The 16870-nt window shown below is 61.8% G+C and carries 23 protein-coding genes; 3 read left to right on the top strand and 20 right to left on the bottom strand.

Annotation, left to right across the window (positions count from 1 at the left end; all coding sequences use genetic code 11):
- Positions 1 to 51: 51 nt before the first annotated feature.
- Together ACOYR4_RS01895 and ACOYR4_RS01890 are read right to left on the bottom strand one after the other, a co-directional pair.
- Positions 52 to 1314, bottom strand: coding sequence for an MFS transporter (locus tag ACOYR4_RS01895; protein ID WP_422849615.1), 1263 nt, complete (start codon positions 1312 to 1314; stop codon positions 52 to 54).
- 2 nt (positions 1315 to 1316) lie between these two features.
- Positions 1317 to 1850, bottom strand: a complete 534-nt coding sequence (locus ACOYR4_RS01890; RefSeq protein WP_422848453.1) for a hypothetical protein — start codon at positions 1848 to 1850, stop codon at positions 1317 to 1319.
- Positions 1851 to 2032: 182 nt separating this feature from the next.
- Here ACOYR4_RS01890 and ACOYR4_RS01885 point away from each other — a divergent pair, with 182 nt between their 5' ends.
- Positions 2033 to 2536 carry a TlpA disulfide reductase family protein gene (locus ACOYR4_RS01885; RefSeq protein ID WP_422848452.1) on the top strand — a complete coding sequence of 168 codons (504 nt, stop codon included), beginning with the start codon at positions 2033 to 2035 and terminating at the stop codon, positions 2534 to 2536.
- Positions 2537 to 2683: 147 nt separating this feature from the next.
- Here the strand turns inward: ACOYR4_RS01885 and ACOYR4_RS01880 are convergent, their stop codons facing one another.
- Positions 2684 to 3139 (bottom strand): c-type cytochrome, encoded by a 456-nt coding sequence (locus ACOYR4_RS01880; protein WP_015012196.1) that lies wholly within the window; start codon positions 3137 to 3139, stop codon positions 2684 to 2686.
- A gap of 170 nt (positions 3140 to 3309) precedes the next feature.
- Between ACOYR4_RS01880 and ACOYR4_RS01875 the strand changes: the two genes are divergently transcribed.
- Entirely contained in the window at positions 3310 to 3987 is a 678-nt protein-coding gene (locus ACOYR4_RS01875; protein ID WP_422848451.1) for a cytochrome b/b6 domain-containing protein, read from the top strand.
- A 34-nt stretch (positions 3988 to 4021) separates the two neighbouring features.
- Positions 4022 to 4525 carry a GNAT family N-acetyltransferase gene (locus ACOYR4_RS01870; protein WP_015012194.1) on the top strand — a complete coding sequence of 168 codons (504 nt, stop codon included), beginning with the start codon at positions 4022 to 4024 and terminating at the stop codon, positions 4523 to 4525.
- 69 nt (positions 4526 to 4594) lie between these two features.
- Here the strand turns inward: ACOYR4_RS01870 and ACOYR4_RS01865 are convergent, their stop codons facing one another.
- The 17 genes from ACOYR4_RS01865 to ACOYR4_RS01785 all read right to left on the bottom strand — a co-directional run bounded on the left by ACOYR4_RS01865 (position 4595) and on the right by ACOYR4_RS01785 (position 16776).
- Positions 4595 to 5104 (bottom strand): peroxiredoxin, encoded by a 510-nt coding sequence (locus ACOYR4_RS01865; protein WP_015012193.1) that lies wholly within the window; start codon positions 5102 to 5104, stop codon positions 4595 to 4597.
- A 198-nt stretch (positions 5105 to 5302) separates the two neighbouring features.
- The gene (gene rpsQ / locus ACOYR4_RS01860; RefSeq protein WP_015012192.1) at positions 5303 to 5572 is read right to left on the bottom strand and encodes a 30S ribosomal protein S17; all 270 of its coding nucleotides are present in this window, start codon (positions 5570 to 5572) and stop codon (positions 5303 to 5305) included.
- Positions 5573 to 5581: 9 nt separating this feature from the next.
- Positions 5582 to 5779, bottom strand: coding sequence for a 50S ribosomal protein L29 (gene rpmC, locus ACOYR4_RS01855; RefSeq protein ID WP_015012191.1), 198 nt, complete (start codon positions 5777 to 5779; stop codon positions 5582 to 5584).
- Positions 5780 to 5796: 17 nt separating this feature from the next.
- Positions 5797 to 6213: a 50S ribosomal protein L16 gene (rplP, locus tag ACOYR4_RS01850; RefSeq protein WP_015012190.1), complete on the bottom strand. Its 417-nt coding sequence runs from the start codon at positions 6211 to 6213 to the stop codon at positions 5797 to 5799.
- A gap of 2 nt (positions 6214 to 6215) precedes the next feature.
- Positions 6216 to 7097 (bottom strand): 30S ribosomal protein S3, encoded by an 882-nt coding sequence (gene rpsC / locus ACOYR4_RS01845; protein WP_422848450.1) that lies wholly within the window; start codon positions 7095 to 7097, stop codon positions 6216 to 6218.
- Between the two features lie 15 nt (positions 7098 to 7112).
- Positions 7113 to 7445 (bottom strand): 50S ribosomal protein L22, encoded by a 333-nt coding sequence (gene rplV / locus ACOYR4_RS01840; protein WP_007847806.1) that lies wholly within the window; start codon positions 7443 to 7445, stop codon positions 7113 to 7115.
- 9 nt (positions 7446 to 7454) lie between these two features.
- The gene (rpsS, locus tag ACOYR4_RS01835; protein WP_010467177.1) at positions 7455 to 7730 is read right to left on the bottom strand and encodes a 30S ribosomal protein S19; all 276 of its coding nucleotides are present in this window, start codon (positions 7728 to 7730) and stop codon (positions 7455 to 7457) included.
- 10 nt (positions 7731 to 7740) lie between these two features.
- A complete protein-coding gene (gene rplB / locus ACOYR4_RS01830; protein ID WP_008906426.1) occupies positions 7741 to 8565 on the bottom strand; it encodes a 50S ribosomal protein L2 in 825 nt (274 codons plus the stop codon).
- A gap of 2 nt (positions 8566 to 8567) precedes the next feature.
- Positions 8568 to 8882 carry a 50S ribosomal protein L23 gene (rplW, locus tag ACOYR4_RS01825; RefSeq protein ID WP_007847815.1) on the bottom strand — a complete coding sequence of 105 codons (315 nt, stop codon included), beginning with the start codon at positions 8880 to 8882 and terminating at the stop codon, positions 8568 to 8570.
- Complete coding sequence (gene rplD / locus ACOYR4_RS01820; RefSeq protein WP_008906425.1) at positions 8879 to 9499, bottom strand: 50S ribosomal protein L4; 621 nt, start codon at positions 9497 to 9499, stop codon at positions 8879 to 8881. The genes rplW and rplD overlap by 4 nt, the downstream gene beginning before the upstream one ends.
- Positions 9499 to 10173: a 50S ribosomal protein L3 gene (rplC, locus tag ACOYR4_RS01815; protein WP_015012188.1), complete on the bottom strand. Its 675-nt coding sequence runs from the start codon at positions 10171 to 10173 to the stop codon at positions 9499 to 9501. Before rplC ends, rplD begins: the two co-directional genes overlap by 1 nt.
- A gap of 220 nt (positions 10174 to 10393) precedes the next feature.
- On the bottom strand, positions 10394 to 10705 hold the full coding sequence (gene rpsJ / locus ACOYR4_RS01810; protein ID WP_005796953.1) for a 30S ribosomal protein S10: 312 nt from the start codon (positions 10703 to 10705) through the stop codon (positions 10394 to 10396).
- Positions 10706 to 10730: 25 nt separating this feature from the next.
- Positions 10731 to 11921 (bottom strand): elongation factor Tu, encoded by a 1191-nt coding sequence (gene tuf / locus ACOYR4_RS01805; protein WP_015012187.1) that lies wholly within the window; start codon positions 11919 to 11921, stop codon positions 10731 to 10733.
- 142 nt (positions 11922 to 12063) lie between these two features.
- Entirely contained in the window at positions 12064 to 14166 is a 2103-nt protein-coding gene (fusA, locus tag ACOYR4_RS01800) for an elongation factor G (protein WP_015012186.1), read from the bottom strand.
- Positions 14167 to 14313: 147 nt separating this feature from the next.
- The gene (gene rpsG / locus ACOYR4_RS01795) at positions 14314 to 14787 is read right to left on the bottom strand and encodes a 30S ribosomal protein S7 (RefSeq protein ID WP_005798541.1); all 474 of its coding nucleotides are present in this window, start codon (positions 14785 to 14787) and stop codon (positions 14314 to 14316) included.
- A 175-nt stretch (positions 14788 to 14962) separates the two neighbouring features.
- The gene (rpsL, locus tag ACOYR4_RS01790; protein WP_015012185.1) at positions 14963 to 15340 is read right to left on the bottom strand and encodes a 30S ribosomal protein S12; all 378 of its coding nucleotides are present in this window, start codon (positions 15338 to 15340) and stop codon (positions 14963 to 14965) included.
- A gap of 266 nt (positions 15341 to 15606) precedes the next feature.
- Positions 15607 to 16776 carry a D-alanyl-D-alanine carboxypeptidase family protein gene (locus ACOYR4_RS01785; RefSeq protein WP_209816489.1) on the bottom strand — a complete coding sequence of 390 codons (1170 nt, stop codon included), beginning with the start codon at positions 16774 to 16776 and terminating at the stop codon, positions 15607 to 15609.
- Positions 16777 to 16870 lie beyond the last annotated feature (94 nt).

The raw sequence follows: 16870 nt of genomic DNA, 5'->3' as shown, positions 1-16870 counted from the left end.
GGCCAGTCATGCAGAGGCGGCCGGTGGTTGCATCGATGGTTGCGCAAGTGTTCATGGTGTGGGGGTTGTCAGCACATTATGGCGCCGCCCCCGAAGCAGGAACCACGCGTAGGCGCCGGCGTTGCATGCCAGGTACACCGCCATGGCCGCCTGGAACGCGGGCACGGTGGCCAGCCCCGCGGCGGCAAACGCGTCCACCGCCAGCCCGATGCCCCACTGCACCACAAACACGCCCACAAAAATCACGAGGTTGTAGGCCGACAGTGCGCGCCCTGCCAGCGCCTGCGGAAACGCCATGGCCACGGCGGGCTGCGACAAAGACACGAAGGTGCATGACACGCAGAACAGCGCCCAGGCGCCTCCCCCGGCCTGGGGCCCGGCCAGGATGATGCCCAGCAGTACGACCGAACACAGCGGCAGCCCCATGGCCATCAGTCGGTCGGCCCCAAACCCCTTGCGCAGCAGCCAGGGGTTGACCATGCCCCAGGTCCAGAAGGTGCACAGCATCGAAACGTTGATCCAGAACAGGCCTGTGGCCGACTCCAGCGCGGTGTAGCCCGCCACACGCTGCATCCACGGCCCGGCCCACAGCGTCTGCATGGCCACCATGCCGCCATAGCAGAAGAACCCCAGCGGCGCGAGGCGCTGGAAATAGGGGTGCCGCCACACCACGCCATAGCCCTGGGGCACGGCCTCTGCAGCGCCGGACTCGGTCTTCGCCTGCCCCGCCGGGCCCCACCCCGGCACCCACAGGGCAATCACGACCATCGACAGCGCGATCAATACCGCCAGCCCCCAGAACAGCGGGCGCCAGCCCACCAGCGGCAAGGCCCATTGCACCGGCAGCGTGGAGGCCACCATGCCGAGCGAGCCCGTCATCAACATCCACGAATTCGCCCGCATCTGCGCCACCGGCTCCAGCCACCGGCGGTAGCCGGTGAGCGGCGCCATCAGGCAGGCACTGACGCCCGCGCCGCACAACACGCGGCCGGCGAGCAGCCCCGAAAACCCGGTGGCCGCCGAAAACACCAGGCTGCCCACCACGGCCACGCCCAGGAAGCCCAGCGCGACCTTCTTGGGCCCATGGCGGTCCAGCCAGGTGCCCAGCGGGAGCTGCGTGGCCGAAAAGCCCAGAAAGTAGCCCCCCGCCAGCAGCCCGAGATCCCGCGCGTGCAGCGAGAACTCCTGGGCCAGCGTGGGCGCCAGGGTGGCCGTGACGGCACGCACCAGCGCCGACAGAAAGTAGGCAAAGGCAAATGCCAGAAAGACGATGACGGCCGCCCGCCGTGGCAATACGCCGCCGCTGCCGCTCATCGTCATGGCAGCGCCAGGCCGGCGAAGAACTGGTCGGCCACCTCCGGCCGGGGCTTGGTGGTGTAGACGACGGCGTGGTACAGCCGCACCTGCGGCCCTGCGGCACGCGCAAACCACACGGCCTGCGCCACCACCGCACTGCCATCGGGCCGCTGCCCCTGCGCCACCGTGCGCACCGACTGCGGCAGGGGCATGGTGCCGCGCGGCGCGTAGGGCACGTCTTTGGCGCCCGCTTCGGCCCCTGCCCCCAGGCGTGCCAGCATCGCAGCCCGCCAATGGGTGAGCGCCGCGCCCGCCTGGGCGGGGTCGGCCAACGCAGCATGAGACACCGCAAAGGTCGCGCCGTCGGCATCACAGCCCACCATGGACAGCTCCACCGGGGCACCGGCCAGCTCCACCGTGCGGGTGGCCTGGTCGGGCTTGCACGGCAGGATGATGGTCAAATCCGCTTCGGGCAGCGGCACGGTCCGCCAGTTCAGCGCAGGACTGCAGCCCGCAATCAGCAGGGCGGCAGCCCCGGTCAATGTCCATTTCATCGGGGCATTATCGGCAGAGTCCCCCATGCCGGCTCTGCGCCGCGTTTGGGGGCGAACTTTTACCCGCAATTCGAGTCCAGCCTGGGGTTTGCAGGAACTGCTGGCACGGCACACAGGCGGCTCCGGCACAATATGGGGTGGGGCACAGGCCCCGTGTTTCTTTTGGGATGGGTGGTGAAGTCATGGCGATCAAGCAATGGGCAGCAGGTGTGGCGGTGGCAGCGTTTGCTGCCGTGGGCGCCTATGTGTACCTGGACACGGGCCGCGCCGAAGCGCCCGCATCGACCTTCCTGCTGCTGGATGGCTCCAGCAAATCCACCGCCGACCTGAAAGGCAAGGTCACCCTGGTCAACTTCTGGGCCACGAGCTGCACCACCTGCGTGGCCGAAATGCCCGAGATCATCGCGACCTACAACAAATACAACAGCAAGGGTTTTGACACCCTGGCCGTGGCCATGAGCTACGACCCGCCCAGCTACGTGGTGAACTTTGCCGAGACACGCAAGCTGCCCTTCCAGGTGGCCATCGACAACACCGGCAACGTGGCCAAGGCCTGGGGCGATGTGCGCCTGACGCCTTCCACCTTCATCGTGAACAAGCGGGGCGAGATCGTGAAGACCTATGTGGGCGCCCCCAATTTCCCGGAGCTGCACCAGCTGATCGAGAAGCTGCTGGCTGAAACCTGAGCAGCGAGGCGAAGACTCCGCCCCATGCACCACAGCCCGTTCGGGATGAAAAAAAGGCCAATTTCGAAAGAAATTGGCCTTTTGCGCTAGTGGATCATGCCCTGCATGCTACGTAAAACATAGCAAGGCGTTTCCCCACCGTCTGTTTTACTTCGCGCGGAAGCTGTCGTGGCAGGCCTTGCAGGTGCCTGCGGTGGCCCCAAAGGCGGTCTTGAGGTTGTCCAGGTTGCCCGTCTTGGCTGCGGCGGCAAGTTTCACGGTCTCGGCCTCCAGCTTCTCGGAATGCTCCTTGAACTTGGCCTGCTCGGTCCAGATTTCTGGCAGCGCCTTGGTGGGCGCGCCCTTGTCGGTGCCGGCGCCAAAGCCAGCCCAAGGCAGCTTGGCCATCTGCGCCACGATATCGGCATTCTCCTGCGCCACCTTGGCGTCGAACGGCGCGCGGCCATTGGCCATGGCGCCCAGGCGTCCGAAATGCTGGCCCATCACGAACAGCGCGCTCTGGCGGTATTTGATGGCGTCTTCGGCTTTGGCAAATTGGGCGGAGGCGGGGGCGGACAGGGTCAGGGCCGCAGCCGCCAGGGTCAACGCAGCAAATGCTTTCATCGGAACTTCCTTTTTCGTGGGTGGAACAGAATGGTGCCTTCCAAGCCTGCGCAGTATGCCGGTTTGGGCGCTGTTGTGCTGTGGCGGGGTGGTTACAGCCCGGGCCGCCCTGTCGCACAATGCCGCTGGCACCTCCGTCCCCATCACTCTGGCGCAAAGCCCTGACCACCATGACGCAGCACACCGTACGCATCTGGGACCTTCCAACCCGCATTTTTCACTGGGCCCTGGCCGCCTGCATCGTGGGACTGGTCATCACGGCCAATGTGGGGGGGAACGCCATGGTCTGGCATTTCCGCCTGGGCTACACGGTGTTGGCGCTGCTGGTGTTCCGGCTGGTCTGGGGCTTGGTGGGGGGGCGCTGGTCGCGTTTTTCGGCATTTCTGTACTCGCCCGCGCGGCTGTTGCAGTACCTGCGTGGCGCACCCCACCCGGAGGACGGCATTGGACACAGCCCGCTGGGCGCGTTGTCGGTGTTCGTGCTGCTGGCCGTGCTGGCAGCCCAGGTGGGCACCGGCCTGCTGAGCGACGATGAGATCGCCTTCGCCGGGCCCCTGACCCAATATGTCTCCAACGCCGTCGTGGGGCTGGCCACGAACTACCACAAGGACATCGGGCAGTTCCTGGTGCTGTCACTGGTGGGCCTGCATGTGCTGGCCATCATCTTCTATGTGCGTGTGCGCAAGCAGCAGCTCGTCCGCCCCATGCTGGACGGCGACAAGACGCTGCCCGAGGTGGCAGCACCATCGCGGGATGACGCCCTCAGCCGCATCGCGGCCTTGGTGGTGTTGGCCCTGAGCGCTGGCGTGGCGTGGTGGGTGTCGTCGCTGGCGGCGCCGGCGTTCTGAACGAAGTCGCTACACTGGCGGCTCTTTTGTTTGCATGCCTTGCGCTTTGGACAAGCCCTCCATCTCCCTGAGAACCCCCTCCTCGCCCGCCGAGTGGGATGCGGTCCGAGACATCTTTCGCGAGTACGCCAGCACACTCGGTGTTGACTTGTGCTTTCAGGACTTTGAGTCCGAACTGGCACAACTGCCGGGCGACTACGCCGAACCCCGTGGCGCCCTGCTGATCGCCGAAGTGGAAGGCGCCTTGGCAGGCTGTTGTGCCCTGCGCCCGCTGGACAACGCCGATTACCCCAACGCCAGCGAGATGAAGCGGCTGTATGTGCGCAAGGCGTTCCGTGGCTTTGGCCTGGGCCGCGAGCTGGCCGAAGCTATGCTGGACCGGGCGCGGCAGGCCGGTTACGCCTGCGTGTTGCTCGACACCCTGGACGATATGGAGTCAGCCCGCGCGCTGTACACCGATCTGGGCTTTGAAGAAATCCCGCCCTACTATCACAACCCCATACCCGGGGCGCATTACCTCAAGGTCGATATTTTCTGACCATTTGAGGCGCTAGCGCAGGATTTACATGCGCTAGCAGCTATCGATTCAATAGCAATCAGTGGCGCGTCACGCCGCCTTGGCCTGGGCCAGCAGGGTGTCGGCGTCGCTCACTTCAAACTTGCCTGGCGCTTCGACGTTGAGCGTCACCACCTTGCCATCGCGCACCAGCATCGAATAGCGGTTGCTGCGCAGGCCCATGCCCTTGGAGGTCAGGTCCAGAGTCAGGCCCGTGGCTTGTGCGAAGGCGGCGCTGCCGTCGCCCAGCATGCGCACCTTGCCATCGGTCTTCTGGTCGCGGGCCCAGGCACCCATCACGAACGCGTCGTTCACGCTCACACACCAGATCTCGTCTACACCGGCCGCCTTGAACTCGGCAGCCTTCTCCACATAGCCAGGCACATGCTTGGCCGAGCAGGTGGGCGTGAAGGCACCAGGCAGGGCAAACAGGGCAATCGTCTTGCCGGCCGTGGCCTTGTCGACCGCTACGGGGTTCGGACCGATGCTGCAGCCTTCACCCTCGACTTCGGAATATTCCATCAGCGTGGCCGCGGGCAGGGTGTCACCGACTTTGATCATTGTTTTCTCCTTGGGATGTTGGGATGGGGGTGTTGAAACCCGAGAACGCCATGCCTTGCAAAACTCCTCCTGGACACGGCCTGTGCACCGTTCGCATCAAAAGAAGGCCCACAAAGCAAAACGACCCACATTGTGGGTCGTTTTGAAGGGCTTTGCCGCCCAGGGGTTTGCGCCCCTGGAGCAGGCTTGGAAAGCTGATTACAGCAGACCGGCCTTTTGCACCAAGCGGGTAGCCACCCAGTTCTTGGTCTTGGAGAGCGGACGGCTCTCGGTGATTTCGATCACGTCGCCCAGCTTGTACTCGCCCTTTTCGTCGTGGGCGTGGTACTTGCTCGACTTCGCAACGATCTTGCCGTAGAGCTCGTGCTTCACACGACGCTCGACCAGCACGGTCACAGTCTTTTGACGCTTGTCGCTGACCACCTTGCCAATCAAGGTGCGCTTGAGGGATTTTTTAGGTTCCGTCATATGGGCTCCTTACTTGGCGGCTTGCTTTTCAGCAAGGATGGTCTTGGCACGTGCGATATCACGGCGGGTGGTGCGCAGCGTGTTGGTGTTACCCAGTTGCTGCGTAGCCTTTTGCATGCGCAGGCCGAAGTGGGCTTTTTGCAGCGCCTTGATTTCGGCTTCGATGCCAGCAACGTCTTTTTGGCGCAGTTCAGTAGCTTTGGTCATTTTCATGGTCTCCTGAATTACGCGCCGAGGTGACGGCTGACGAACGTGGTGCGCAGCGGCAGCTTGGCAGCAGCCAGGCGGAACGCTTCGCGGGCCAGTTCTTCGGGCACACCAACGATTTCGAACACGATCTTGCCGGGCTGGATTTCAGCCACGTAGTACTCGGGGTTGCCCTTACCGTTACCCATACGCACTTCTGCGGGCTTGGTAGAGATTGGCTTGTCCGGGAACACGCGGATCCAGATACGGCCGCCACGCTTGACGTGACGGGAAATCGCACGGCGTGCAGCTTCGATCTGGCGGGCCGTCAGACGGCCACGATCGGTGCACTTCAGACCGAAATCACCGAAGGCAACGGAGGCACCCCGCGTTGCGACGCCAGTGTTACGGCCCTTTTGCTCCTTGCGGTATTTACGGCGAGCAGGTTGCAGCATCTTTATTCTCCTTTACCGTCCGCTGCTGTAGCGGGCGCGGCGACCTTGCGTACGCGCTTAACGGCATTGTTATCAGCGCCACCAGCTTCCGCTGGCTTGTCGCTGCCGTCGGCCGGAGCGGTGTTGCCACCGACAGGACGACGTGGGCCACGGCCGGCGGCTGGACGGTCGCCACCTGGGCGGCCATCACGGCGTGGACCGCGTGGGCGGCGCTCTTCGTCTGGACGAGGCGTTTCCACGGCTGGCAGGTCGTTACGACCCAGCGTGTCACCCTTGTAGACCCAGACCTTGACGCCGATCACACCGTAGGTGGTCTTGGCTTCAGAGGTGCCGTAGTCGATGTCCGCACGCAGCGTGTGAAGTGGCACGCGGCCTTCACGGTACCACTCGCAGCGAGCGATTTCGATACCGTTCAGACGACCGGACGACATGATCTTGATGCCCTGGGCACCCAGACGCATGGCGTTCTGCATGGCGCGCTTCATGGCGCGGCGGAACATGATGCGCTTTTCGAGCTGTTGCGTGATGCTGTCGGCGATCAGCTTGGCATCGATTTCAGGCTTGCGCACTTCTTCGATGTTCACTGCGACGGGCACGCCCAGACGCGACGCGAGTTCCTTCTTCAGGTTCTCGATGTCTTCGCCCTTCTTGCCGATCACCACACCAGGACGTGCCGAGTAAATGGTGATGCGGGCGTTCTTGGCAGGACGCTCGATCAGGATGCGCGACACAGCCGCGTTCTTGAGCTTGGCCTTCAGGTACTCACGCACCTTGATGTCTTCGGCCAGCATGCCCGCGAAGTCGCGGTTGCTGGCGTACCAACGGCTGGACCAGTTGCGGCTGACCGCAAGGCGGAAGCCGGTAGGATGGATTTTCTGTCCCATAGTCTTCCCGAGCCTTTAGTTGCCAACCGTCACGTACACATGGCACGTGGGCTTGCTGATGCGGTTGCCGCGGCCTTTGGCGCGCGCGGTGAAGCGCTTGAGCGTGGTGCCTTGTTCGACGTAGATGGTCTTGACCTTCAGTTCGTCGATGTCAGCGCCATCGTTGTGTTCGGCGTTGGCGATGGCCGACTCCAGAACCTTCTTGACGATTCCCGCAGCTTTTTTCTGCGTGAAGTTCAGGATGTTCAGAGCCTGGTCCACTTTCTTGCCGCGGATCAGATCGGCGACCAGACGGCCCTTGTCGACCGACAGACGGACGCCCCGGAGGACTGCACGTGTTTCAGACATGGTCGTTCCTTACTTCTTCGCTTTTTTGTCAGCGGGGTGACCCTTGAAGGTGCGCGTCAGGGCGAATTCGCCCAGCTTGTGGCCCACCATCTGGTCGGTGACATAGACCGGCACGTGTTGCTTACCGTTGTGCACGGCGATGGTCAGACCGATGAACTCGGGCAGAACCATGGAGCGACGCGACCAGGTCTTGACTGGTTTCTTGTCCTTGGTGGCAACGGCCTTTTCGACCTTGGCCAGCAAGTGATGGTCAACAAATGGACCCTTTTTGAGAGAGCGAGTCATCTGTTACCCCTTACTTCTTGCGACGCGACACGATCATGATCTGTGTGCGCTTGTTGTTACGGGTGCGATAACCCTTGGTCAGATTGCCCCAAGGATCGACTGCATGGCGGCCTTCGCCGGTGCGGCCTTCGCCACCACCGTGAGGGTGATCCACCGGGTTCATGGCCACGCCGCGAACCGTAGGACGAATACCCATCCAGCGCTTCACACCGGCCTTGCCCAGTTGGCGCAGGCTGTGTTCTTCGTTGGCCACTTCACCAATGGTGGCGCGGCATTCGATGTGGATCTTGCGCACTTCGCCGGAACGCATACGCACCTGGGCGTACACGCCTTCACGGGCGAGCAGCGTTGCCGAAGCACCAGCCGAGCGTGCGATCTGAGCACCGGCACCGGGCTTGAGCTCGATGCAGTGGATGGTCGAACCCACGGGGATGTTGCGGATAGGCAGCGTGTTGCCAGCGCGGATCGGGGCTTCCGAACCCGACAGCAGGGTTGCGCCCACTTCCAGGTTGCGGGGAGCGATGATGTAGCGACGCTCGCCGTCGGCATAGCACACCAGAGCGATGTGGGCCGTACGGTTGGGGTCGTACTCGATGCGCTCAACCTTGGCAGGAATGCCGTCCTTGTTGCGCTTGAAGTCCACCACACGGTAGTGGTGCTTGTGGCCACCGCCCTTATGACGGGTGGTGATGTGACCGTTGTTGTTACGGCCGGCCTTCTGGAATTGTGGCTCCAGCAGGGGGGCGTAAGCTTCACCCTTGTACAGGTGGTCACGCGTGACCTTCACCACGGCACGTTGGCCGGGCGAGGTAGGTTTCATCTTAACGACAGCCATGATTACGCGGCCTCCCCGGAGAGGTTCAGCTCTTGACCTGGCTGCAGCGTGACGTATGCCTTGCGAACATTGTCGCGGCGGCCGACAGTCTTGCCGAAACGCTTGGTCTTGCCTTTGGTGTTCACCACAGAAACGCCCTTGACTTCCACCTTGAACATCAACTCCACAGCGGCCTTGATTTCGGGCTTGGTAGCGTTCTGCAGCACCTTGAACGTCACTGCATTGGACTTCTCGGCAACCATGGTGGCCTTTTCGGACACGATGGGAGCGACCAGAACTTGCATCAGACGACCTTCGTCAAACTTGAGTGTGCTCATGCGAACATCTCCTTGAGTTTGTCGATTGCACCCTTGGTGACGAGCACTTTCTTGAAACGCACCAGCGACACGGGATCGGCGTAACGGGGCTCAACGACGAGCACGTTCACCAGATTGCGCGAGGCCAGGTACAGGTTTTCGTCCACTTCGTCGGCAATCACCATCACCGATTGCAGGTTCATCGCCTTGAACTTGTCGGCCAGGACCTTGGTCTTGGGTGAGTCAAGCTTCAGCGAGTCGACCACAGCCAGACGACCTTCGCGGGCCAGCTGCGACAAGATGGCTGACATACCGGCGCGGTACATCTTCTTGTTGATCTTCTGCGTGAAATTTTCGTCAGGCATGTTCGGGAAAATCCGACCGCCCCCGCGCCACAGTGGCGAGGAAGTCATACCTGCACGTGCGTTACCCGTACCCTTTTGCTTGAAAGGCTTCTTGGTCGAGTGACGGACTTGCTCGCGGTCCTTCTGGGCGCGAGTGCCTTGGCGTGCGTTGGCCTGATAGGCCACCACGATCTGGTGCACCAGATCTTCGTTGTATTCACGACCGAACACGGTTTCGGGAACATCCAGCTTGGATGCGCCTTGGCCTTGGTCATTCAGGAGTTCGAGCTGCATTAGTTCGCTCCTTTGGAGGCTTTGGCCTTGATGGCGGGACGCACGGTTACGAACCCACCCTTGGAGCCCGGAATCGCGCCCTTGATCAAGAGCAGTTGACGCGCTTCGTCGATGCGGATGACATCGAGGTTTTGCGTGGTCTTGGTGACATCGCCGAGGTGGCCCGTCATGCGCTTGCCGGGGAACACGCGACCGGGGTCTTGTGCCATACCGATCGAGCCAGGCACGTTGTGCGAACGGCTGTTACCGTGCGACGCGCGCTGCGAGCTCATGTTGTGACGCTTGATGGTACCGGCGTAGCCCTTACCGATGGAGGTGCCTTGCACGTCGACCTTTTGGCCCACGGCAAACACATCAGCCACCGGCACTGCAGCACCTGCGGCGTACTTGCCGGCGGTTTCTGCGGTCACGCGGAATTCCTGGATGATTTCACCGGCTTCCACACCTGCCTTAGCAAGGTGGCCGGCTTCTGGCTTGGTCACGCGCGATGCTTTGCGCGAACCGAACGTGACCTGCAGGGCCACGTAGCCATCGTTCTCTTGGGTTTTGACCTGGGTAACGCGGTTGTTGGACACATCCACCACCGTGACAGGCACTGCGTCCCCATCATCGGTGAACAGACGCATCATGCCCACTTTGCGACCCAGCAACCCGAGGGAGTTGCTCAGACTCATTTGTTTCTCCAAAACTTCCACCGCCGCAACTTCAATTGGCCACGGCGTTGCACTCGCGTGCATGAAAGAGGGTTATTAAAACTCCACCCACCGACGCGCGAAAACGCACGCAAATTAGGCGAAGCCCTAAAGTATAACGCGAACCGCTTTTTCAAGCAAGTTCGCGTTATGTCAGTCACCACAAGGCGGAGGAGCCCGCCTTGCAGCAGCTACGGCTACATCACTGCAGCTTGATTTCGACGTCCACGCCAGCGGGCAGGTCGAGCTTCATCAGGGCGTCCACGGTCTTGTCCGTAGGGTCCACGATGTCCATCAGACGCTGGTGCGTGCGGATTTCGAGCTGGTCGCGGCTGGTCTTGTTGACGTGGGGCGAACGCAGGATGTCGAAACGCTTCATGCGCGTCGGCAGGGGCACGGGACCCTTGACGATGGCGCCGGTGCGCTTGGCGGTGTCAACGATCTCGGCAGCGGACTGGTCGATCAGCTTGTAGTCAAACGCCTTCAGGCGGATGCGGATTTTTTGCTTGGACATGGCAAGTTCCTTTTCTGCTTATGAATTAAGCAATGATCTTGGCCACGACGCCAGCGCCCACGGTGCGGCCGCCTTCGCGGATAGCGAAGCGCAGACCTTCTTCCATGGCGATGGGGTTGATCAGCTTCACAGTGATCGACACGTTGTCACCAGGCATGACCATTTCCTTGTCGGCTGGCAGCTCGATGGCGCCAGTCACGTCGGTCGTGCGGAAGTAGAACTGGGGACGGTAGTTGTTGAAGAAAGGAGTGTGGCGGCCGCCTTCGTCCTTGCTCAGCACATACACCTCAGCCGTGAAGTGGGTGTGGGGCTTGATCGAGCCGGGCTTGCACAGCACTTGGCCGCGCTCCACGTCTTCGCGCTTGGTACCGCGCAGCAGCAGGCCGACGTTGTCGCCAGCTTGGCCTTGGTCCAGCAGCTTGCGGAACATTTCCACGCCGGTGCAGGTGGTCTTTTGCGTGTCGCGGATACCCACGATTTCGATTTCTTCGCCGACCTTGATGATGCCGCGTTCCACGCGGCCGGTCACCACGGTGCCGCGGCCGGAGATGGAGAACACGTCTTCCACAGGCATCAGGAAGGCGCCGTCCACAGCGCGCTCAGGCGTGGGGATGTAGGTGTCCAGGGCTTCGGCCAGCTTCATGATGGCTTCTTCACCCAGCTTGCCCTTGTCGCCTTCCAGGGCGAGCTTGGCGGAGCCACGGATGATGGGGGTGTCGTCGCCTGGGAAGTCGTACTTGTCCAGGAGTTCGCGCACTTCCATTTCGACGAGTTCCAGCAGTTCTTCGTCGTCCACCATGTCGCACTTGTTCAGGAACACGATGATGTAAGGCACGCCCACTTGGCGGGCCAGCAGGATGTGCTCACGGGTCTGGGGCATGGGGCCGTCAGCAGCGGAGCAAACCAGGATAGCGCCGTCCATCTGGGCAGCGCCGGTGATCATGTTCTTCACATAGTCGGCGTGGCCGGGGCAGTCCACGTGGGCGTAGTGGCGGTTGGCCGTTTCGTATTCCACGTGGGCGGTGTTGATCGTGATACCGCGGGCCTTTTCTTCGGGCGCAGCGTCGATCTGGTCGTAGGCCTTGGCTTCGCCGCCGAACTTGGAGGACAGCACCGTGGCGATAGCCGCCGTCAGCGTCGTCTTGCCATGGTCCACGTGACCGATCGTGCCCACGTTCACGTGGGGCTTGGTGCGTTCAAACTTACCTTTTGCCATTTCAATTCTCCAAAGAGCAATCCCTGTGTAGTGGTTTTACGTCTGCATCTGGTTGCTGATTCACTCCGCACAGGGAACAGAGTGGCACCGGATCGCAGACAAAACAAAGCCCGGACCAAAACGGCCCGGGCGAAATGCTTAATTACTTGGCGCGTGCTGCCATGATGGCTTCAGACACGTTGCGAGGTGCTTCGCTGTAGTGCTTGAATTCCATCGTGTAGGTGGCGCGACCTTGCGACATGGAGCGCAGTGTCGTGGAGTAGCCGAACATTTCGGACAGGGGCACTTCAGCCTTGATGGCCTTGCCGCCACCGACCATGTCGTCCATGCCTTGCACCATGCCGCGACGGCTGGACAGGTCACCCATCACGTTACCGGCGTAGTCTTCAGGCGTTTCCACTTCCACGGCCATCATGGGTTCCAGAATGACCGGACCGGCCTTCTTGCAACCTTCCTTGAAGCCGAAGATGGCAGCCATCTTGAACGCCAGTTCGTTCGAGTCCACATCGTGGTACGAACCGAAGTGCAGCGTGACCTTGACGTCCACCACGGGGTAACCAGCCAGCACGCCTTGCGTCACGGCTTCGTTGATACCCTTTTCCACCGCTGGGATGAATTCGCGAGGCACCACACCGCCCTTGATCGCGTCCACAAACTCGATGCCCTTGCCGGCTTCGTTGGGTTCGATCTTGAGCACAACGTGACCGTACTGGCCCTTACCACCGGACTGGCGCACGAACTTGCCTTCGGCTTCTTCCACCGTCTTGCGGATGGTTTCGCGGTAGGCCACCTGGGGCTTGCCCACGTTGGCTTCCACGCCGAATTCACGCTTCATGCGGTCCACGATGATTTCGAGGTGCAGCTCGCCCATACCACCGATGATGGTCTGGCCGGATTCTTCGTCGGTCTGCACGCGGAACGATGGATCTTCTGCAGCCAGGCGCGACAGGGCGATGCCCATCTTTTCCTGGTCGGCCTTGGACTTGGGTTCCACAGCCTGACGGATCACGGGCTCGGGGAACACCATGCGCTCCAGCGTCACCACAGCGGCGGGATCACACAGGGTTTCACCCGTGGTCACGTCCTTCAGGCCCACGCAAGCAGCGATGTCACCGGCGCGGATTTCGTCCACTTCCTGGCGCTCGTTGGCGTGCATCTGCACGATACGGCCGATACGCTCCTTCTTGCCACGCACGGGGTTGTACACGGTGTCGCCCTTGGAGAGAACGCCGGAGTACACACGCACGAACGTCAGCTGACCCACGAACGGGTCGGTCATCAGCTTGAACGCCAGGGCCGAGAACTTCTCGTTGTCGTCCGCCTTGCGGGTGACTTCCTTGTCGTCTTCGTCGAAGCCGGGCACGGGAGGCACATCCAGGGGCGAAGGCATGAGTTCGATCACGGCGTCCAGCATGCGCTGCACACCCTTGTTCTTGAACGCCGTCCCGCACAGCATGGGCTGGATTTCGCCGTTGATGGTGCGCGTACGCAGGCCTTGGGTGATCTCTTCTTCCGACAGATCGCCCTCTTCCAGGTACTTGTTCATCAGGTCTTCAGAGGCTTCAGCAGCCGCTTCGACCATCTTTTCGCGCCATTCCTTGGCCACTTCGACCAGGTCAGCCGGGATGTCTTCGAAGGTGAACTTCATGCCCTGGGATGCTTCGTCCCAGATGATGGCCTTCATCTTGCGCAGGTCGACCACGCCCTTGAAGTTGTCTTCAGCACCGATCGGGATCACGATAGGCACAGGGTTGGCCTTCAGGCGCAGCTTCATCTGGTCCACGACCTTGAAGAAGTTGGCACCGGTACGGTCCATCTTGTTCACAAAGGCCAGACGTGGCACCTTGTACTTGTTGGCCTGGCGCCAGACGGTTTCCGACTGGGGCTGCACGCCACCCACGGCGCAGTACACCATGCAGGCGCCGTCCAGCACGCGCATGGAACGCTCCACTTCAATCGTGAAGTCCACGTGGCCGGGGGTGTCGATGATGTTGATGCGGTGCTCGGGGAAGGACATGTCCATGCCCTTCCAGAAGCAGGTGGTGGCCGCCGAGGTAATCGTGATGCCACGCTCTTGCTCTTGCTCCATCCAGTCCATGGTGGCCGCGCCGTCGTGCACTTCACCAATCTTGTGGTTCACGCCGGTGTAGAAAAGAATACGCTCGGTTGTGGTGGTCTTGCCAGCGTCAATGTGGGCCGAGATACCGATATTGCGGTAACGCTCGAGGGGGGTCTTGCGAGCCATGGTGGATCCTTGGATGGTTCGTGTTTTCGGGGGCGGGCCCAGCATTCTGGCGCTGCAACCCGTCAATTTTGTGACTGCCTGAAATCGACACAAGGCTGCAGGCAAAACGCCAGCAGCCTTGGGCCTATATCAGGGCAAATCCGCGTTTTAGAAGCGGAAGTGGCTGAATGCCTTGTTGGCTTCGGCCATGCGGTGCACTTCGTCACGCTTCTTCATGGCGCCGCCACGGCCTTCGGTGGCTTCCAGCAGTTCGTTGGCCAGGCGTTGGGCCATCGACTTTTCACCGCGCTTGCGGGCGGCTTCCTTGATCCAGCGCATGGACAGGGCCAGACGACGGACGGGACGCACTTCCACAGGCACCTGGTAGTTGGCACCGCCCACGCGGCGGGACTTCACTTCCACCATGGGCTTCACGTTGTTGATGGCAACGGTGAAGGCTTCCAGAGGGTCCTTATCGGGGTGCTTCTTCTCGATCAGTTCCAGGGCGCCGTAAATGATGCGCTCTGCAACTGCCTTCTTGCCGCCTTCCATGATCACGTTCATGAATTTGGACAGCTCTACATTGCCGAACTTGGGATCCGGCAGGATTTCACGTTTGGGGACTTCGCGACGACGTGGCATTTTTTACCTCTATCTTTGCTTCAGTTGGCATCTTTTCAGACACCGCGAGAGCCAATCTCTGGACTCCCACTTACTCGACCCGCGCAGAACACCTGCGTTTGGGGTCACTACGCTGCCACTCCGCGCCACGCGGAAAAACAGCACCGAAAATTCTTCAGACCGAAAGGACCAGGGCTTACTTGGCCTTTGGCTTCTTCGCGCCGTACTTGGAGCGGGCTTGCTTGCGGTCTTTCACGCCTTGCAAGTCCAGCGAACCACGCACGATGTGGTAACGCACACCTGGCAAGTCCTTCACACGACCGCCGCGAACCAGCACCACGCTGTGTTCCTGCAGGTTGTGGCCTTCACCGCCGATGTAGGAGATGACCTCAAAACCGTTGGTCAGGCGCACCTTGGCAACCTTACGCAGAGCGGAGTTAGGCTTCTTGGGCGTCGTGGTGTACACACGGGTGCACACGCCACGGCGCTGTGGAGAGTTTTCCATCGCAGGGCTCTTGGACTTGGTCTTTTCGACCTCGCGCCCCTGACGGACCAGTTGATTAATGGTTGGCATGAAATACGTCCCTAAACGTGAATTTGCTTCGTGAAAGCGAAAACGTGAATCCCTTCGGAAATTCCGAAAAGCCTTCTAATGTAGCAGGATGCCCCCTCGAAGGCAAGCCTGCTGCGGCTTGCGGGGCCCCAGGGCACCTGCTGCGATTCCGTTAACTGGCAGGTGTTGGCTGCAAAAATGGAGGTCAAAACCAGGCCCGGCGCTTGCCGGACCTGCGCAGCCAGCTATGGTTTCAGAAGTGCCCTCTTAATTTCGGCAATCCAGTCTTACTTGATCCAGAGGCGGATGGCGTCCCATGCACGGCCCAGGATGCCGGCCTGCTCCACGGCCTCCAGCGCCACCAGAGGCACTTCGCCGATGGACTGGTCGCCCAGCATGACCTTGAGGGTACCGATGGCCTGGCCCTTGGTGTAGGGCGCCACGAGCGGATCGGGGCGGGCGATCTGGGTGGTGATCTTGCCGGCGCTGCCGGACGGCACCGCCACCACGATGGCTTCTTCGCGCCCGATCTTGAGGGTGCTTGCAGTGCCCTTCCAGACGGCAGGTGTCGCCACCGGCTTGCCTGCGTCAAACAACTTGACCGCCTCGAACGCGGTGTAGCCCCAGTTCAGCAGCTTCTGGCTTTCGTTCGCGCGCGCGTTTTCGCTCGCGGCACCCAGCACGATGGACAGCAGGCGGCGCTGGCCCACACCGGGGAATTCACGCTTGGACGTGGCCACCAGACAGTAGCCCGCAGCGGCGGTGTGGCCGGTCTTGAGGCCGTCCACCGTGGGGTCGCGGAACAGCAGCGAATTGCGGTTGCTGCCGTTCGATGCCGGGGTGCCGGGGTAGCTGTACTGCTTGGTGGAGTAGTAGTGCATGTACTCCGGGAAGTCCTTCATCAGCCGCATCGCCAGCACGGAGAGGTCGCGCGCCGTGGTGGTGTGGCCGGGCTCGGTCAGGCCTTCGGGGTTCTTGTAGCTCGTGCCTTTCATGCCCAGCGCCTGCGCCTGGTCGTTCATGAGCTTGACGAAGTTCTCGGCCGTGCCGCCCACGCCTTCGGCCAGGGCCATGGTGGCGTCGTTGCCGGACTGCACGATCATGCCCTTGATCAGGTCTTCAACCGGCACCTGCATCTTGGGGTCGATGAACATGCGCGAGCCGGGCATCTTCCAGGCGCGCACGCTCACGGGCAGCTTCTGGTCCAGCGAGATCTTCTTGGAGCGCAGCGCATCAAACACGAGGTAGCCCGTCATGAGCTTGGTGAGCGAGGCCTGCTCTACCGGCGCGTCGATGTCCTTGGCGGCCAGCACCTGGTTGGCAGTGACATCCACCAGCATGTAGGTGCGCGCGGCGATTTCGGGGGGCTGGGGCGCCTGGGCAAAAGCGCCAAAGGCAGCCGGGGCCACCGCAGCAAAGACGGCCAGGGATCGCAACGCAGACAGGATTCGTTTCATGGGGCAGGAGGGGGCTGGAGAGGCTCGAAAAAAGGGTGGGAGGAAAGGCAGGAGAGGGAGGACGACAGACGGCCGGAGCCGGTCCGGGCGGCGC

The organism is Acidovorax sp. M14 (assembly GCF_049331375.1).
Taxonomy (GTDB): Bacteria; Pseudomonadota; Gammaproteobacteria; order Burkholderiales; family Burkholderiaceae_C; genus Acidovorax.
Note: the sequence above shows the minus strand (reverse complement) of the source record. Positions and strands in the feature narration are given on the sequence as shown.

What these genes read in the sequence shown, in the direction of transcription:
- rplC (WP_015012188.1), bottom strand. Translation starts at nt 10,173, where the DNA reads ATGAGTCTGAGCAACTCCCTCGGGTTGCTGGGTCGCAAAGTGGGCATG.
- rpsS (WP_010467177.1), bottom strand. Translation starts at nt 7,730, where the DNA reads ATGACTCGCTCTCTCAAAAAGGGTCCATTTGTTGACCATCACTTGCTG.
- rplB (WP_008906426.1), bottom strand. Translation starts at nt 8,565, where the DNA reads ATGGCTGTCGTTAAGATGAAACCTACCTCGCCCGGCCAACGTGCCGTG.
- ACOYR4_RS01885 (WP_422848452.1), top strand. Translation starts at nt 2,033, where the DNA reads ATGGCGATCAAGCAATGGGCAGCAGGTGTGGCGGTGGCAGCGTTTGCT.
- ACOYR4_RS01870 (WP_015012194.1), top strand. Translation starts at nt 4,022, where the DNA reads ATGCCTTGCGCTTTGGACAAGCCCTCCATCTCCCTGAGAACCCCCTCC.
- rplP (WP_015012190.1), bottom strand. Translation starts at nt 6,213, where the DNA reads ATGCTGCAACCTGCTCGCCGTAAATACCGCAAGGAGCAAAAGGGCCGT.
- tuf (WP_015012187.1), bottom strand. Translation starts at nt 11,921, where the DNA reads ATGGCAAAAGGTAAGTTTGAACGCACCAAGCCCCACGTGAACGTGGGC.
- ACOYR4_RS01895 (WP_422849615.1), bottom strand. Translation starts at nt 1,314, where the DNA reads ATGAGCGGCAGCGGCGGCGTATTGCCACGGCGGGCGGCCGTCATCGTC.
- ACOYR4_RS01865 (WP_015012193.1), bottom strand. Translation starts at nt 5,104, where the DNA reads ATGATCAAAGTCGGTGACACCCTGCCCGCGGCCACGCTGATGGAATAT.
- rpsG (WP_005798541.1), bottom strand. Translation starts at nt 14,787, where the DNA reads ATGCCACGTCGTCGCGAAGTCCCCAAACGTGAAATCCTGCCGGATCCC.
- rpsL (WP_015012185.1), bottom strand. Translation starts at nt 15,340, where the DNA reads ATGCCAACCATTAATCAACTGGTCCGTCAGGGGCGCGAGGTCGAAAAG.
- ACOYR4_RS01875 (WP_422848451.1), top strand. Translation starts at nt 3,310, where the DNA reads ATGACGCAGCACACCGTACGCATCTGGGACCTTCCAACCCGCATTTTT.
- rplW (WP_007847815.1), bottom strand. Translation starts at nt 8,882, where the DNA reads ATGAGCACACTCAAGTTTGACGAAGGTCGTCTGATGCAAGTTCTGGTC.
- ACOYR4_RS01880 (WP_015012196.1), bottom strand. Translation starts at nt 3,139, where the DNA reads ATGAAAGCATTTGCTGCGTTGACCCTGGCGGCTGCGGCCCTGACCCTG.
- rpmC (WP_015012191.1), bottom strand. Translation starts at nt 5,779, where the DNA reads ATGACCAAAGCTACTGAACTGCGCCAAAAAGACGTTGCTGGCATCGAA.
- rpsQ (WP_015012192.1), bottom strand. Translation starts at nt 5,572, where the DNA reads ATGACGGAACCTAAAAAATCCCTCAAGCGCACCTTGATTGGCAAGGTG.
- rpsJ (WP_005796953.1), bottom strand. Translation starts at nt 10,705, where the DNA reads ATGTCCAAGCAAAAAATCCGCATCCGCCTGAAGGCGTTTGACTACAAG.
- rpsC (WP_422848450.1), bottom strand. Translation starts at nt 7,097, where the DNA reads ATGGGACAGAAAATCCATCCTACCGGCTTCCGCCTTGCGGTCAGCCGC.
- ACOYR4_RS01890 (WP_422848453.1), bottom strand. Translation starts at nt 1,850, where the DNA reads ATGAAATGGACATTGACCGGGGCTGCCGCCCTGCTGATTGCGGGCTGC.
- rplV (WP_007847806.1), bottom strand. Translation starts at nt 7,445, where the DNA reads ATGTCTGAAACACGTGCAGTCCTCCGGGGCGTCCGTCTGTCGGTCGAC.
- fusA (WP_015012186.1), bottom strand. Translation starts at nt 14,166, where the DNA reads ATGGCTCGCAAGACCCCCCTCGAGCGTTACCGCAATATCGGTATCTCG.
- rplD (WP_008906425.1), bottom strand. Translation starts at nt 9,499, where the DNA reads ATGCAGCTCGAACTCCTGAATGACCAAGGCCAAGGCGCATCCAAGCTG.
- ACOYR4_RS01785 (WP_209816489.1), bottom strand. Translation starts at nt 16,776, where the DNA reads ATGAAACGAATCCTGTCTGCGTTGCGATCCCTGGCCGTCTTTGCTGCG.